The organism is Nevskia sp. (assembly GCF_021732705.1).
Taxonomy (GTDB): Bacteria; Pseudomonadota; Gammaproteobacteria; order Nevskiales; family Nevskiaceae; genus Nevskia.
Genome location: NZ_JAKFUM010000010.1, coordinates 366,628 through 381,032 on the forward strand (window position 1 = coordinate 366,628; position 14,405 = coordinate 381,032).

The 14,405-nt window shown below is 67.7% G+C and carries 15 protein-coding genes and 1 other RNA gene; 5 read left to right on the forward strand and 11 right to left on the reverse strand.

Annotated features, from left to right (window positions below; all coding sequences use genetic code 11):
• Window positions 1-31: 31 nt before the first annotated feature.
• The 8 genes from mraY to rnpB form a co-directional block, all read right to left on the reverse strand.
• On the reverse strand, window positions 32-1,117 hold the full coding sequence (mraY, locus tag QZ951_RS13020; protein ID WP_293001131.1) for a phospho-N-acetylmuramoyl-pentapeptide-transferase: 1,086 nt from the start codon (window positions 1,115-1,117) through the stop codon (window positions 32-34).
• The gene (murF, locus tag QZ951_RS13025) at window positions 1,117-2,484 is read right to left on the reverse strand and encodes a UDP-N-acetylmuramoyl-tripeptide--D-alanyl-D-alanine ligase (protein WP_293001133.1); all 1,368 of its coding nucleotides are present in this window, start codon (window positions 2,482-2,484) and stop codon (window positions 1,117-1,119) included. Before murF ends, mraY begins: the two co-directional genes overlap by 1 nt.
• Complete coding sequence (locus tag QZ951_RS13030; protein ID WP_293001135.1) at window positions 2,481-3,980, reverse strand: UDP-N-acetylmuramoyl-L-alanyl-D-glutamate--2,6-diaminopimelate ligase; 1,500 nt, start codon at window positions 3,978-3,980, stop codon at window positions 2,481-2,483. Before QZ951_RS13030 ends, murF begins: the two co-directional genes overlap by 4 nt.
• Window positions 3,977-5,734, reverse strand: coding sequence for a penicillin-binding protein 2 (locus QZ951_RS13035; protein ID WP_293001137.1), 1,758 nt, complete (start codon window positions 5,732-5,734; stop codon window positions 3,977-3,979). The genes QZ951_RS13030 and QZ951_RS13035 overlap by 4 nt, the downstream gene beginning before the upstream one ends.
• Complete coding sequence (gene ftsL, locus QZ951_RS13040) at window positions 5,731-6,069, reverse strand: cell division protein FtsL (protein WP_293001138.1); 339 nt, start codon at window positions 6,067-6,069, stop codon at window positions 5,731-5,733. Before ftsL ends, QZ951_RS13035 begins: the two co-directional genes overlap by 4 nt.
• Window positions 6,066-6,962: a 16S rRNA (cytosine(1402)-N(4))-methyltransferase RsmH gene (gene rsmH, locus QZ951_RS13045; protein WP_293001139.1), complete on the reverse strand. Its 897-nt coding sequence runs from the start codon at window positions 6,960-6,962 to the stop codon at window positions 6,066-6,068. The genes ftsL and rsmH overlap by 4 nt, the downstream gene beginning before the upstream one ends.
• A gap of 57 nt (window positions 6,963-7,019) precedes the next feature.
• Window positions 7,020-7,451, reverse strand: a complete 432-nt coding sequence (gene mraZ / locus QZ951_RS13050) for a division/cell wall cluster transcriptional repressor MraZ (RefSeq protein WP_293001140.1) — start codon at window positions 7,449-7,451, stop codon at window positions 7,020-7,022.
• A gap of 564 nt (window positions 7,452-8,015) precedes the next feature.
• Window positions 8,016-8,421, reverse strand: an RNA gene (gene rnpB, locus QZ951_RS13055) — RNase P RNA component class A.
• Window positions 8,422-8,497: 76 nt separating this feature from the next.
• Here rnpB and QZ951_RS13060 point away from each other — a divergent pair.
• Both QZ951_RS13060 and QZ951_RS13065 read left to right on the forward strand, forming a co-directional pair.
• A complete protein-coding gene (locus QZ951_RS13060) occupies window positions 8,498-9,424 on the forward strand; it encodes an MBL fold metallo-hydrolase (protein WP_293001141.1) in 927 nt (308 codons plus the stop codon).
• Window positions 9,425-9,434: 10 nt separating this feature from the next.
• Entirely contained in the window at window positions 9,435-10,199 is a 765-nt protein-coding gene (locus QZ951_RS13065; RefSeq protein WP_293001142.1) for an ABC transporter substrate-binding protein, read from the forward strand.
• A 68-nt stretch (window positions 10,200-10,267) separates the two neighbouring features.
• Here the strand turns inward: QZ951_RS13065 and argB are convergent, their stop codons facing one another.
• From argB to coaBC, 3 genes are read right to left on the reverse strand one after another with little or no spacing between them, the layout of a single operon-like run.
• A complete protein-coding gene (gene argB / locus QZ951_RS13070; protein ID WP_366943920.1) occupies window positions 10,268-11,131 on the reverse strand; it encodes an acetylglutamate kinase in 864 nt (287 codons plus the stop codon).
• 49 nt (window positions 11,132-11,180) lie between these two features.
• Complete coding sequence (gene dut / locus QZ951_RS13075; RefSeq protein ID WP_293001147.1) at window positions 11,181-11,636, reverse strand: dUTP diphosphatase; 456 nt, start codon at window positions 11,634-11,636, stop codon at window positions 11,181-11,183.
• Entirely contained in the window at window positions 11,633-12,922 is a 1,290-nt protein-coding gene (coaBC, locus tag QZ951_RS13080; protein WP_293001149.1) for a bifunctional phosphopantothenoylcysteine decarboxylase/phosphopantothenate--cysteine ligase CoaBC, read from the reverse strand. Before coaBC ends, dut begins: the two co-directional genes overlap by 4 nt.
• A gap of 118 nt (window positions 12,923-13,040) precedes the next feature.
• Here coaBC and radC point away from each other — a divergent pair, with 118 nt between their 5' ends.
• From radC to rpmG, 3 genes are all read left to right on the forward strand, one after another.
• On the forward strand, window positions 13,041-13,715 hold the full coding sequence (gene radC, locus QZ951_RS13085) for a DNA repair protein RadC (RefSeq protein ID WP_293001151.1): 675 nt from the start codon (window positions 13,041-13,043) through the stop codon (window positions 13,713-13,715).
• A gap of 240 nt (window positions 13,716-13,955) precedes the next feature.
• Complete coding sequence (gene rpmB, locus QZ951_RS13090) at window positions 13,956-14,192, forward strand: 50S ribosomal protein L28 (protein WP_293001153.1); 237 nt, start codon at window positions 13,956-13,958, stop codon at window positions 14,190-14,192.
• 3 nt (window positions 14,193-14,195) lie between these two features.
• Window positions 14,196-14,369 (forward strand): 50S ribosomal protein L33, encoded by a 174-nt coding sequence (gene rpmG / locus QZ951_RS13095; protein WP_022976201.1) that lies wholly within the window; start codon window positions 14,196-14,198, stop codon window positions 14,367-14,369.
• Window positions 14,370-14,405 lie beyond the last annotated feature (36 nt).

A 14,405-nucleotide genomic window follows, 5' to 3' on the forward strand; every position in this document is an offset into this window, starting at 1 on the left:
TCCCGCACCGACGCTTCGCGAGACCGTGTCATCAGCGCACCTTCAACGTCGACAGCCCGATCAGCACCAGAATCAGCGTGATGATCCAGAAGCGCACGATGATCTTCGGCTCGGGCCAGCCCTTCAGTTCGTAGTGGTGATGCAGCGGCGCCATCCGGAAGATGCGCTTGCCGCCGGAGTACTTGAAGTACGTCACCTGGATCGCCACCGACAGCGTTTCGGCCACGAACACGCCGCCCATGATCGCCAGCACGATTTCCTGCCGGACGAGCACCGCGACCACGCCGAGCGCGGCACCGAGCGCCAGGGCGCCGACATCGCCCATGAACACTTCGGCCGGGTACGCGTTGAACCACAGGAAGCCCAGACCGGCACCGGCGATCGCGGTGCAGAACACCGCCAGCTCGCCGACACCCTGGATGTACGGAATGCCGAGGTACGTGGCGATCTTCACGTTGCCGGTGGCGTAGGCAAAGATCGCCAGTGCCGAGGCCACCAGTACGGTCGGCATGATCGCGAGACCGTCGAGACCGTCGGTCAGGTTCACGGCATTGGAGCTGCCGACGATGACCAGATAGGTCCACGGGATGAAGAAGATTCCGAGCGGAATCGTCACGTCCTTCAGGAACGGCACGATCAGCGCGGTCTCGATCGGCGTCTTCGCCGTGCTCCAGATCGCCACCGCGGTGCCGAAGCCGGCCAGCGACAGCCAGAAGTACTTCTTGCGGGCGACGAGGCCCTTGGTGTTCTTCTTGGTGATCTTGAGGTAGTCGTCGACGAAGCCGACGACGCCGAAGGCCAGCGTCACGATCAGCGCGAACCAGACGAAGCGGTTGGTCAGATCCGCCCACAGCAGGGTCGCGATGGCGATGCCGGCGATGATCATCGAGCCGCCCATCGTCGGCGTGCCGGTCTTCTTCAGGTGCGACTGCGGGCCGTCGGTGCGGATCACCTGACCGAACTTCAGCACCTGCAGGCGGCGGATGATCGCCGGGCCGAACACGAAGCAGAACAGCAGCGAGGTCAGCACGCCGAGGATCGCCCGGAACGTCAGATAGCCGAACAGGTTGAAGCCGCTGATGTAGTGCCGGAGGTATTCGGCGAGTGCGTACAGCATCAGTGCGCACCCTCGGCTGCCGAGCCGGTCAGCGCCGCCACGACCCGTTCCATCCGCGCGCCGCGCGAGCCCTTGACCAGCACCGTCACTCCTTCGTTCAAGTCATCGCGCAGCGCGGCCACCAGATCGTCGATCTGCTCGAAGCCGCGCGCCTGCGCGCCAAAGCCATCGGCCGCGTGCTGCGCCATCGCACCGAGGGTGTAGAGCCGTTCGATGCCGAGCGCGCGCGCGTCGCGCCCGGCGTCTTCGTGAATCGTCGCGGCATCCGGACCGAGTTCGCGCATCTCGCCAAGCACCAGCACGCGCTGGCCGGGCAGGCTCGCGAGCAGGTTCATTGCGGCGCGCAAGCTCGTCGGATTGGCGTTGTAGCTGTCGTCCAGCAGCCGTGCGCCTTCGCGCGTCGTCTTCCAGTTCAGCCGTCCGGCGACCGGCGCCACGCAGGCAAGACCGGCCGCGATCTGCTCGATCGTCAGCCCCATCGCGAGGCCCGCCGCGGCGGCACTCAGCGCATTCGACACGTTGTGGGCACCCGGCAGCGCGATCTCGACGCGGATCGAGCCGCTCGGCGCGATCAGGGTGAACGCGGTCGCGGTCGGCGCATGCTCGGGCACGCCGGTCACCGCTTCGGCGCGCACGTCGGCTTCCGGCGACAGGCCGAAGCTCAGCACCGAGGCCTTCGCCGCAAGCCGCCGCCACAGCGGTGCATACGGATCGTCGGCATTGATCACGGCGACCCCGCCATCGAGCGCCTCGAACAGCTCGCCCTTGGCGTGGGCCACGCCTTCGCGCGAGCCGAAGCCTTCGAGATGGGCATCACCGGCCTGCGTGACGATGCCGATCTGCGGCAGCGCGAAGCTCGCCAGCTGCGCGATCTCGCGATGATGGTTGGCGCCCATCTCGATCACCGCCGTGCGGTGCTCGCGGCGCAGCTTCAGCAGGGTCAGCGGCACGCCGATGTGATTGTTGAGGTTGCCCTCGGTGGCCAGCACCGGGCCGCGTTCGGCCGCCACCGCGGCCATGATCTGCTTGGTCGTGGTCTTGCCGCTGGAACCGGTGATGCCGATCACCGGAATGTCGAAATCCTGCCGCCAGCTGCGCGCATAGCGCTGCAGGCCATCGAGCGTGTCCGGCACCAGAATCTGCGAGCCGCCGGCATCGACGAGGCGCGACACCAGCGCGCCGACCGCGCCGAGCGCCAATGCCCGCTGCACGTAGTCGTGGCCATCGAAGCGCTCGCCGACCAGGGCCACGAACAGATCGCCCGGCTGCAGCTGCCGGGTATCGGTGACAACTCTCGCGAATGCGGCATCCGCGCCATGCAGGCTCGCGTCGAGCCGGCGCGCGACGTCGCTCAGGTTCTCCATCATGGTCGCACCGGCAGGCCGAGCAGACCGGCGACGAAGGCGCGGTCCGAAAAGTCGCGCCGTTCGGCGCCATACAGCTGGTAGTCCTCGTGACCCTTGCCGGCGACGAGCACGACATCGCCGTCATCCGCCGCGTCCACGGCCGCGCGAATCGCGGTGGCGCGGTCATGGATGACGCGGGCGGCACGGCCTTCCGGCAAGCCTGCGCGCACGGCGTCGGTGATCGCGATCGGATCTTCGCTGCGCGGGTTGTCGTCGGTGATGATCAGCCGGTCGGCGCGCGCAGCGGCGGCTGCCGCCATCAGCGGACGCTTGCCGCGATCGCGATCGCCACCGCAGCCGAATACGGCCGTCAGGCGGCCGGTGGTGTGCGCGCGCAGCGCGATCAGTACCTGCTCCAGCGCCTGCGGCGTATGCGCGTAGTCGACGACGACCAGCGGGCCGTGCGCGCCCCGGAAGCCTTCGATGCGTCCCGGCACCGTGGTCGACTGCTGCAGCGCCGCCGTCGCATCGGCCAGCGATACGCCTTTCGCCAGCAACACCGACAGCGCGGCCAGCAGGTTGAAGGCATTGAAGCGGCCGAACAGCGCGCAGTCGAGCCGGCCGTTGCCCCATGCCGTGCGCAGTGCCAGACGCAGGCCACCGGCATGCAGTTCCAGGTCATCGCCGAGCACGTATTCGCCAGCGGACGGAACATCGCCGCCGAGACCGTAGGCGATGACGCGCCGGCCCTGCCGCTGAAGTTCATCCGCCCAGCGCGCGCCGTGCGCGTCGTCACGGTTCAGCACCGCTGCACCGAGGCCGGGCCAGTCGAACAGCCGACGCTTGGCTGCGGCGTAGGCCTCGACCGTGCCGTGATAGTCGAGATGATCGCGGCCGACGTTGGTCAGCACCGCGACATCGAACGCGACACCACCGACGCGCGCCTGATCCAGCGCGTGCGAAGACACTTCCATCGCGCAGGACGTGGCACCGGCGTCGCGGGCCTCGGCCAGCAGCGCCTGCAGACGGATCGGGTCCGGCGTCGTGTGCGAGGCCTCGACCAGTGCGCCAAGGCGGCCGTAGCCAAGCGTGCCGAAGTACGCGCAAGGCTGATCCAGCCGCTCCAGCGCCTGCGCGATCAGATGCGCGGTGGAGGTCTTGCCGTCGGTACCGGTGATGCCGGCGGTGAACAGGGTGCGGCTCGGCTCGCGATACCAGCGCGCGGCGATGTCGCCGACCTTGCGGGCCAGGCTTTCGATCGCGATCACCGGCACGCCGAGTGTCGATTCCGCGATGCCCGGAGCCGGCTCCCACAGCACGACCGCCGCGCCGCGCTCGAGCGCTTGGCCGACATGCGACAGCCCGTGCGCTGCCGAGCCGCGAACCGCGAGAAACGCAGCTCCCGGGACGACGCGACGGCTGTCGAGTTCCAGCGCGGTGACGGCGATGTCCGGCACGCCGTTGGCGATGCCGTCCAGCAGGCTGCGCAGGTTGCGCGTGGCGAGGGCGGCGCTCACGGACGCGACCTCGCGATCTGCGGCGCCGCCGTGGCATCGACGACCTGCTGCGATTTCGGCAGCGCCGGCGGCATCTCGTCCGGCTTGATCTGCAGCAGGCGCGCGGCACCCGCCATCACGCGGCCGAAGACCGGCGCGGACACGGCACCGCCGTAGTACTCGCCATTGCCCGGCTCGTCGATCATCACCAGCGCGACCAGTTCCGGATGCTCGGCCGGCATCATGCCGATGAAGGCCGACTGGTGAACGCCTTCGAGATAGCGGCCGTTCTCGTTCTTCTTGACCGTGCCGGTCTTGCCGGCAACGCGGTAGCCCGGCACCGCGGCCTTGGTGCCGGTGCCGCCGGTCGTGGTCACGCCTTCCATCATGCGGCGGACCAGCTGCGCGGTGTGCGCCGAGACCACGCGCTGCGGCGGCACGGCCGATGGCCGGGCAATGACCGACAGCGCCGGCATCAGGCCATCGTTGGCCAGCGCGCAGTAGGCGCGCACCAACTGCAGCGCGTTGACCGTCATCGAATAGCCGTACGACGCGGTCACCGTGTCCGACGGCCGCCACTGGTGGAAGTCGCGCAGCACGGTCGGCGATTCGGCCGGCAGGCCGGCGCGCACCGGGTCACCGAAGCCGAAGCGGCTGTAGCCGGTCCACATCGTTTCCGCGCCCATCAGCCAGCCGATGTGCGCGGCGCCGACGTTCGACGACTTCGCCAGCAGCTTGGTCAGATCGACATCGCCGGCCGGATGGACATCGCGCACGGTGACGTCGGCGATCTTGTAGGTGCCGTTGCCGGTATCGACGTGATAATCCGGGCTGATCACGCGCGCTTCGAGGGCCTCGGCAACCATCAGCGGCTTGATCGTCGAGCCGGGCTCGAAGGTCATGGTCACGGCGCGGTTGCGCAGCGCTTCCGGCTCGCGCAGGTCGGAGCGGTTCGGATTGAAGCCGGGCTGGCTGGCGAGCGCGAGGATGTCGCCGCTGCGGGCATCGGCCAGCACGATCAGGCCGCCAACCGCCTTGTTGCTCTCCACGGCCGCCTTCAGCTCGCGGTACGCGAGGTACTGCAGCCGCAGATCGAGCGTCAGCTGAACGTCGGTGCCCGGCGTGGCCGGCTTCAGTTCCTCCGGATCCTCGACCACGCGGCGGCGCTTGTCGCGCACCACGCGACGCTTGCCGGGCGCACCGCTCAATGCAGTATCGGCCGTGCGTTCGACGCCGGCCATCGCCTTGCCTTCGAAATCGAGGAAGCCGACCACGTGCGCGGCGACTTCGCCGGCCGGGTAGTAGCGCCGGTAGTCCGGCTCGATCTCGACCCCTGGCGCCTTCAGCGCGGCCAGCCGCTGGGCGTCGTCCGGGTTCATCCAGCGCCGCAGGTAGACCTGCTGCAGCCCCTGGGCATCGCGTTCCTTCAGGTAGCTGGTCAGCTCGCCCGGCCGCTCCTGCAGCACCTTTTCGGCGGCGGCGATGTAGCGCGGCTCGGCCAGCAATTTCTTCGGGTTGGCGGTGATCGACATCACTGGCGCCGACAGCGCCAGCGGCTCGCCATGGCGGTCGCGCACGGCACCGCGATGAGCGCGCAGCTCCTGGGTCTTGATGTGCTGGCGATCGCCCTGGCGGTTGTAGTCGCTCGGTGCCACCACCTGCATCATGAAAGCCTTGCCGACGATGACGATGGCAAACACGCCGAACAGGCCGAGCACGGCCTTGCGGCGCCAGGCTTCCGGGGCATCGGGCTGGCTGCGGAACGCGGCGGTCACGGCTGTGCTCCCGTCGAGTCGGCCGCGCTTGCGGCGCCACCGGCTTCGACGATCTGGAACGCGCCCGGCTCCACCAGACCGAACTGCGCGCGGGCAATCGGCTCGATGCGGGCGGCCTGCGCCAGGGTCGCTTCCTCGAGCTGCAGCTGTGCCCATTCCAGCTCCAGCCGCTCGTGCTCGACGCGCAGCGCTTCGGACTGGGTGGCCAGCCGGCGATGCTCGTTCTTGATCTGGACCACCGCCAGCGCAGAAATCACGACGAACAGCGCGAGGGTGAACGGCAGCAGCGTGCCGCCACCGGTCGATGCGACGTCCTTGCGCGACGTGGCGCTCATGACGGCAGCCGCTCGGCGACGCGCAGCACGGCGGAGCGGGCGCGCGGATTGGCGCTCGCTTCCTCGTCGGTCGGGAACTGACGACCGACCGGCTCCAGCGTGGCCCGGACGAAATCGGTGTCACGGGCGTGGTCGCGAATGAAACGCTTGACGATGCGATCTTCCAGCGAATGGAAGCTGATCACGGCAAGGCGCCCGCCCGGCGCCAGCAGGCCGATCGAGGCTTCCAGCGCGGTTTCCAGCGCCGACAGCTCGCCGTTCACGTGGATGCGGATCGCCTGAAAGCTGCGCGTGGCCGGATGGATCTTGAAGCTGCGCGGGCCCGGCACCGACGCGATCAGGCTGGCGAGCTGGGCCGTGGTGCGGATCGGCTCGACGCTGCGCGCCTCGACGATCTTGCGGGCGATGCGGCGGCTGTTGCGCTCTTCGCCGAACTCGTACAGGACGTCGGCGATGGCAGCGTCCGACGCGCGCGCCAGCCATTCGGCCGCGGATTCGCCGGACGACGGATCCATCCGCATGTCGAGCGGACCATCGTGCGAGAAGCTGAAACCGCGCGCGGCATCGTCGAACTGCGGGCTGGACACGCCGAGATCGAGCAGCAGGCCGTCGACCTTGCCGGCCATGCCGATCTCGGCAGCCACGCGACCGACATCGGCGAAGTTGCGGTTGTGGAAATGGAAGTTCGGCAGCGCGCCGAACTCGGCTGCGGCATGGCGGGCGGCTTCGGGATCGCGATCGAAGCCGTGCAGTGCGCCGGTACCTTCGAGCGCGGCGAGAATCGCGCCGCTGTGACCGCCGCGGCCAAAGGTGCCATCCACATAGATTCCGCCCGGGCGGACGGCAAGTCCGGCCAGGGCTTCATCGAGCAGGACTGGCCGATGCGCAAACATCCGGCTAGCGGCCCCGATCGAAGACTGCGCGGGCGATGAGGGCAGCACGGGGCGGCCTCATGGCACAGCCAGCGCCGCGAAGGCGTCGGCGTAGTGGGTCTGGCCTTCGGTGTTGTTGGCCTGCCACTGGGCATACGACCACAGTTCGAAATGATCGTAGGCGCCGACCAGCACGACATCGGTGCCCAGCGCCTTCATGTCGCGCAGCAGCGGCGGCACGCCGATCCGGCCCTGTCCGTCGATCTCGGATTCAACTGCGTTGCCGAGGAACAGGCGCTGCACCAGCACGCGCTTGGCGCGGTCGGCGATCTTCGGAATCTGCTGCGCCATCGTCCGGAACACCGGCGCGGGATAGATCTCGATGCACTCCGGGCCGAGGGTCACGGCCAGTTCCTTGCCGTACTCGTCCGCCAACTGCGCACGAAGACGCGCCGGGATCGCGAGGCGCCCCTTGTCGTCGATCGTCAGTCGGTTGGAACCAGCAAACATGGCCTTTCGCCCCACCATCACGCCCACACCACCCTGAAAATCCACAGAGCACCATCTCGCCCCACTATATGCCACGTCACACCACCCCGCAAGCGTAATTGCGGGTAAAAAGCCTGTAGTGACAAGGGCTTACGGATTTCAGCTTCAGGAACGGCTAAGCCATCAAAAACAATGATTTAGATCAACTATCTCATGTGCGGTGCAGCACGCTGCGCGCCGTGAACGGCAGCACCGGGCAGATGATTGGTAGACAAGTGTGAACTGCGTCGCGCGTCGCGCGGCGTCGGGACTGGTCCGAGCACCGGTCAATGTCTGCACCGGATCGGCCCACCTGGCTCGCGACCGACGGCGCAGTGCGTCCGCCGTCTCGTGCCCCCCCCATGCGGCATTCGCCGACGAGCCGCCGCGAAACGCCACGCTGCTTCGCGAGCACCGCTCGCAGCGGCCTTGAACGCCTGATCCGACGGCGTCGTGCCGGGATGAGGCGATGCGCGTGGGCGAGCGGCCGCTCGCCATATCGCCGCACGCCCCGTCGGTGACGACGGGGCACGGACGACCAATTCGAAGGGGAGTCGGCCGATAAGCCGGGTTCTGTCTACGACCGGCAGCTTGCGCCAGCGGTCGCGAGACAACCATTCCTCTACGACGACGATCACTCGCCGTCTTCAGCAGCCTACCCGGAGAGCACGCGGACCACGTGTTGCAACGCCTTGCGGCGCTGCGTCCCTCCCTATTTGGCCTTGCTCCATGTGGGGTTTGCCGTGCCGGTTCATTGCTGAACTCGCGGTGCGCTCTTACCGCACCATTTCACCCTTGCCTGATCCGCATGCGAGCACGCGGCCATCGGCGGTATCTTTCTGTTGCACTGTCCGTCGGCTTGCGCCGCCCAGCCGTTAGCTGGCACATCGTCCTGCGGAGCCCGGACTTTCCTCCCCCATCTTTCGATGGCAGCGGTTGTCTGGCCGACTCCCACCGTGGATTGTACGCGGGATGCCGCGATGGCCCCGCTATCATCGGCGCTCGGTCTCCCCTCTCGAACGAACGCCATGCGCAAGCTGTTGCTGCTGATCGTGATCGCCGCCCTCGCCGCCTGGCGCCTGTGGCCGGTTCCGGAGGTGCGGATTCCGACCGGCGAGGCGCTGCCGGTGGTCGATGCGCCGGCCGGCACGCGCTTCGCGCTGATCCGGACCGGCGATGCCACAACCCTCGAGGCGATGACCGTCGCCAACGGCAGCCTGTTCCATCTGACCCGGATCAACCACGTCGCCGTGCTGGTCGAGCACCCGAACGGCCGCCTGCTGTTCGACACCGGCCTCGGCCTGAAGGTCGACCAGCAGTTCGGCAGCGAGATGTCGCTGTGGGCGAAGCCCGTGTTCGCCTACGCGCACGCCAATCCGGCCGCGACACAGTTGCAAGCGGCGGGTCTTGCCGCGCCGGATCGCATCTTCCTGTCGCACGCCCACTGGGACCATGCGAGCGCCATCGTCGACTTCCCGCAGGCCGAGGTCTGGGTGCCGGATGCCGAGCGCAGCGCCGCCACCCGCGGCCAGCCGCCGGCCTATCTGCCATCGCAGTTGAACGATGCCAGCACGCGCTGGCACGCGTTCACGTTCAGCGGCCCGGCAATCGCCGATTTCGACGCGAGCTTCGACGTGTTCGGCGACGGCAGTGTCGTGCTGCTGCCGCTGCCTGGCCACACGCCGGGCTCCTCCGGTCTGCTGATCACCGTGCCGGACGGCCATCGCTACTTCTTCATCGGCGACACGGTCTGGAATCATCTCGGTCTGGAACGGCCGGCGCCGAAGTTCAGCGTGTCGAGCCTGATCGTCGATGCCGACCGCGCTGCGACGTTTGCCGCCGTGCTGAAAGTCCGCGCGCTGCAGGACGCCAATCCGGGATTGATCGTGGTGCCGGCCCACGACGCGAGCGTGCACGACACGATCGGCTACTTCCCGACCTTCGTCGGCGGCTGAGTACCGCGCCATGCGCGTCTTCTCGCACACCTGCTCGAACACCGAGATCGTCTGCGCGCTCGGCGCCGCCGACTGCCTGATCGGCTGCGACGACGATTCCGACTTCCCGGTCGATGTCGTCAGCCGCCTGCCGAAGCTCGGCCGCGATCTCGATCTGCGGGTCGACGAGGTCATCGCGATGCAGCCGGATCTCGTGCTGACTTCGCTGACCGTGCCCGGTCACGAAAGCATCGTCGATGCGATCAACGCCGCCGGCATCGCCACCTTGGTCTGCGATCCGCTGAGCCTCGACGACATCTACCGCGACATTCGCCGGATCGCGGCCGCGCTCGCCATTCCGGCGCGCGGCGAGCGGTTGATCGCCGAGATGCGCGCCGCGATGCCTTCGCACGCCAATCCGGACGGCCCGCGCGTGCTGATCGAATGGTGGCCGAAGCCGGTGATCGCCCCGACCCGGCAGGCCTGGGCGACGGACTTGATCGAACTTGCCGGCGGCATCAATCCCTGGGCGACCATCGACGCTAAGAGCGCGCCGCTGACCGACGAACAGATCTTCGCGACACCGCCGGACGTCATCGCGATGAGCTGGTGTGGCGTCAAGGTCGCGAACTACCGCAGCGACGTCGTCAGCCGCCGCCCCGGCTGGCAGCAGGTGCCCGCGGTGCGCGATCAGCGCATCGTCGCGATCAGCGAGGAATTCCTCGGCCGCCCGGGCCCGCGTGTGGTCGAGGGTTATCGACAGCTACGCGCAGCGATCGCAGCCGTCACTCCGTAGGTCGGGTTTCAACCCGGCCGCGTCTCGGCCGGCACCCGAGCGCGCCCGCGTCGAAAAAGCCGACAGCCTCAGCCGCGGATCAGCGTGCCGATGCCTTCGTCGGTGAACAGTTCCAGCAGCACGGCGTGTTCGAGCCGGCCGTCGATGATCACGGCGTTGCGCACGCCGCTCTGCACGGCATCGAGCGCGCAGGCGATCTTCGGCAGCATGCCGCCGTAGATCGTGCCATCGGCGATCAGCGCGTTGACCTGTGCCACCGTCAGCCCGGTCAGCACCTGGCCCTGCTTGTCCATGAGACCCGTGACGTTGGTCAGCAGCATCAGCTTTTCAGCCTTGAGCACCGACGCCAGCTTGCCGGCGACGAGATCGGCATTGATGTTGTAGGCCTCGCCCGCGGCACCGACGCCGACCGGCGCGATCACCGGAATGAAGCCGCCGGCTTCCAGATGATCGACCACGCGCGGGTCGATCGCGTCGACTTCGCCGACCTGGCCGATGTCGCCGCCAGGCACCGTCATCTTCTTCGCGCGGATCAGCCCGCCATCCTTGCCGGTGAGGCCGACCGCGCGGCCGCCCTGCTGGTTGATCGCGTTGACCACCGCCTTGTTGACCAGGCCGCCGAGCATCATCTCGACCACGTCCATCGTCTCGGCATCGGTCACCCGCATGCCGTCGATGAACTCGCTCTTCTTGCCGAGCTTTTCCAGATGCTTGCCGATCTGCGGGCCGCCGCCATGAACGACGACCGGGTTCATGCCGACGGCTTTCATCAGCACGATGTCGCGCGCGAACGAATCGATCATGTCGTCGTCGCCCATCGCGTTGCCGCCGTACTTGACGACGATGGTCTTGCCGGCGAACCGGCGGATGTACGGCAGCGCCTCGGTCAGGACCCGGGCGATGGTGGTGGCTTTGGCGGTGTCGATCGGCATCTGGATACGAATGTTCGAGGAAAGCAGGACCATCGGGCGACCGGCAGCCTCAGTGCCGCCCGGTGTGGCCGAAACCGCCGGTGCCGCGTTCGCTGGCACCGAACTCGGACACCAGTTCGAACTCGGCGCGGACCACCGGCACGATCACCAGCTGCGCGATGCGCTCGCCGGGTTCGATGACGAACAGGGACTGGCCGCGGTTCCAGCAGCTGACCATCAGCTCGCCCTGATAATCGGAATCGATCAGGCCGACGAGATTGCCGAGCACGATGCCGTGCTTGTGGCCCAAGCCGGAGCGCGGAAGGATCACCGCGGCGAGGCCCGGGTCTTCGATGTGGATCGCGAGGCCGGTGCGGATCAGTGAGGTCGCGCCCGGGGCCAAGGTCAGCGGCTCGTCGAGCAGCGCGCGCAGGTCGAGCCCGGCCGAACCACCCGTAGCGTAGGCCGGCAGCGGCAGGTCGCGGCCCAGACGCGGGTCGAGAATCTTCAGCTGGATCGATTTCACTTGGCTTTCGCCTTCGACTTCAGCGGGGCTTTCGCGACGGGCCTGGCCGTTGCCGCAGCCGCAAACGCGGCATGGCGCTCGGCAATCAGCCCGGCCAGCTGCTTGGCGATCTCGGTTTTTTCGGCGGGGCCGATCGCCAGTTCGCCATCGGCCCAGTAGACGGTCAGCGCGTTGTCGTCGCGATCGAAGGCGCGGCCATCGCCAACCCAGTTCGCGGCGATCAGGTTCAGCTTCTTGCGCTCGAGCTTGCCGCGCGCGTGCTCGGCGAGTTTCTCGGTTTCCGCCGCGAAGCCGACGATGAACAGCTCCGGCTGTGCTGCGCGCACTTCGGTCAGGATGTCGGCGTTCTTGGTCAGCGCCAGATCCAGCGTCTCGGTCTTCTTCTTGATCTTCTGGCCCGCCACTTCCACCGGCCGGTAGTCGGCAACGGCGGCGGTGCCGACGAGGATGTCGGCATCGGCGCAGGCGGCGAGCGTGGCGTCGAGCATCTGCTGCGCGGTCTCGCAGTTCACGCGACGGATGCCGGCCGGCGCCGGCAGGTTCACCGGGCCACTGACCAGGGTCACGTCGGCACCCAGCGCCCGCAGTGACTCGGCCACCGCATAGCCCTGCTTGCCGGACGAGCGATTGGTGATGAAGCGCACCGGGTCGATCGGCTCGCGCGTCGGCCCGGCGGTGACCACGGCGCGACGACCGCTGAGCGGGCCTTCGACCACCTTGGCGGCGGCACCGGCGGCCAGCGCAGCCAGCACGACGGACGCCACCTCCTCCGGTTCGGCCACTCGGCCTTCGCCGACTTCGCCGCAGGCCTGCGCGCCGCTGCCGGGGCCGATGACCCTGAAGCCGCGGCTGCGCAGGGTCGCCATGTTCGCTTGCGTGGCGGCGTTCGCCCACATCAGCCGGTTCATCGCCGGGGCCACGAAGATCGGGCGATCGGTGGCCAGCACCAGTGTGGTCAGCAGATCGTCGGCAAAGCCGTGCGTGATCTTGGCCAGCGTGTTGGCGGTGGCCGGGGCGATGACGATGGCATCCGGCCAGCGCGCCAGCTCGATGTGGCCCATCGCCGCTTCGGCCGCTTCGTCCCACAGCGAGGAACGCACCGGCTTGCCGGTCAGCGCCTGAAAGGTCTGGGCACCGATGAAGCGGAGTGCCGAGTCCGTCATGACCACCTGCACGTCACAGCCGGCCTTGGTGAAGCGACGTGCCAGCTCGGCGGATTTGTACGCGGCAATGCCGCCGCTCAGGGCCAGCAGGATGCGCGGACCGGCATTCGAAGGAAGGGACATGTCGATGAAAGAGCGCAGCCAGCGTGATGGTGTGCGCGGAATTGTAGCCGCAGCCCGGGCTAGCCTACGCGCGGCCCCGTGCGTTCGCGCGGGGCAGGCCATGGAGGGCCCCGCACCGATGTCGATCACCGACTGGCCGGAAGACGAGCGGCCGCGCGAAAAACTGCTGGCGCGCGGTGCCGCGGCGCTGTCCGATGCCGAACTGCTGGCGATCTTCCTGCGCACCGGGGTCGCCGGTCGCAGCGCCGTCGATCTCGCGCGGGATCTGCTGGTCCGCTTCGGCGGCCTGCGCGCGCTGCTGAAGGCCTCGCAGCCCGATTTCTGCGCCGCGCATGGCCTCGGCTCGGCCAAGTACGCGCAATTGCAGGCGGTGATGGAAATCGCCCGGCGCCATCTGGCCGAAGACCTCGCCGATCGCGACGTCATCAGCGACCCGGCGGCAACCCGGGAATTCCTGCGCCTGAAGCTGCGCGATCTCGATCACGAGGTGTTCTGCGCGCTGTTTCTCGACAGCCAGAACCGCGTGCTGGCGTTCGAGACGCTCGCCATCGGCACGATCAACGCAGCCAACGTCTATCCGCGCGAAGTGCTGAAACGGGCGATGCAGGTGCAGGCCGCAGCGGTGATCTTTGCCCACAACCACCCGTCCGGCATTGCCGAACCGAGTCTCGCCGACCGCTCGCTGACCGAACGACTGAGCAAGGCGCTGGCCTTGGTCGACATCCGCGTGCTCGATCACTTCGTCGTCGGCGAAGGTCGACCGGTGTCGTTCGCCGAACGCGGCTGGATGTAGTCGATCTCGCCGCGTGGCAGCGAGGTTGCGGCTTTCGTGCGATCCTTCGTCGGGTCGACCGCGCTGATTTCGCGGCCGATCGTCGCTGGAATGCACGGGAAACCGCCGCCATTTCCAGCTTTCGGCGCGATTTTCGAAGTTTCCGCCTGATTTCGCTTGCCCGCACGCGATCACGCTGATATCTTTTGCGCCCTTTTGAATGTCCCTTGGGGCTTCATCCCCACGTTTCGAGGTCGCGTCATGTCCAGAGTCTGCCAAGTCACCGGCAAGAAGCCGATCGTGGGTAACACGGTCTCGCACGCCAACAACAAGCGTCGGCGCCGCTTCCTGCCCAATCTGCACACCCACCGTTTCTGGTTCGAAGCCGAGAAGCGTTTCGTGTCCCTCCGCGTGTCGGCCAACGGCATGCGCATCATTGACAAGAAGGGCGTGGAGGCGATCATCGCCGACCTCCGCTCGCGCGGCGAGAAGGTGTAAGACATGGCCAAGGGCAAGAAAGACCGCGAAAAGATCAAGCTGATCTCGACCGCCGGCACCGGTTTCTTCTACACGACGACGAAGAACAAGAAGAACACGCCGGACAAGTTCGAGTTCTCGAAGTACGATCCGATCGTGCGCAAGCACGTGCCTTTCAAGGAAGGCAAGATCAAGTAAACGGTTTTGGCCTCCGGGTCGAAACACGAAAAGCCC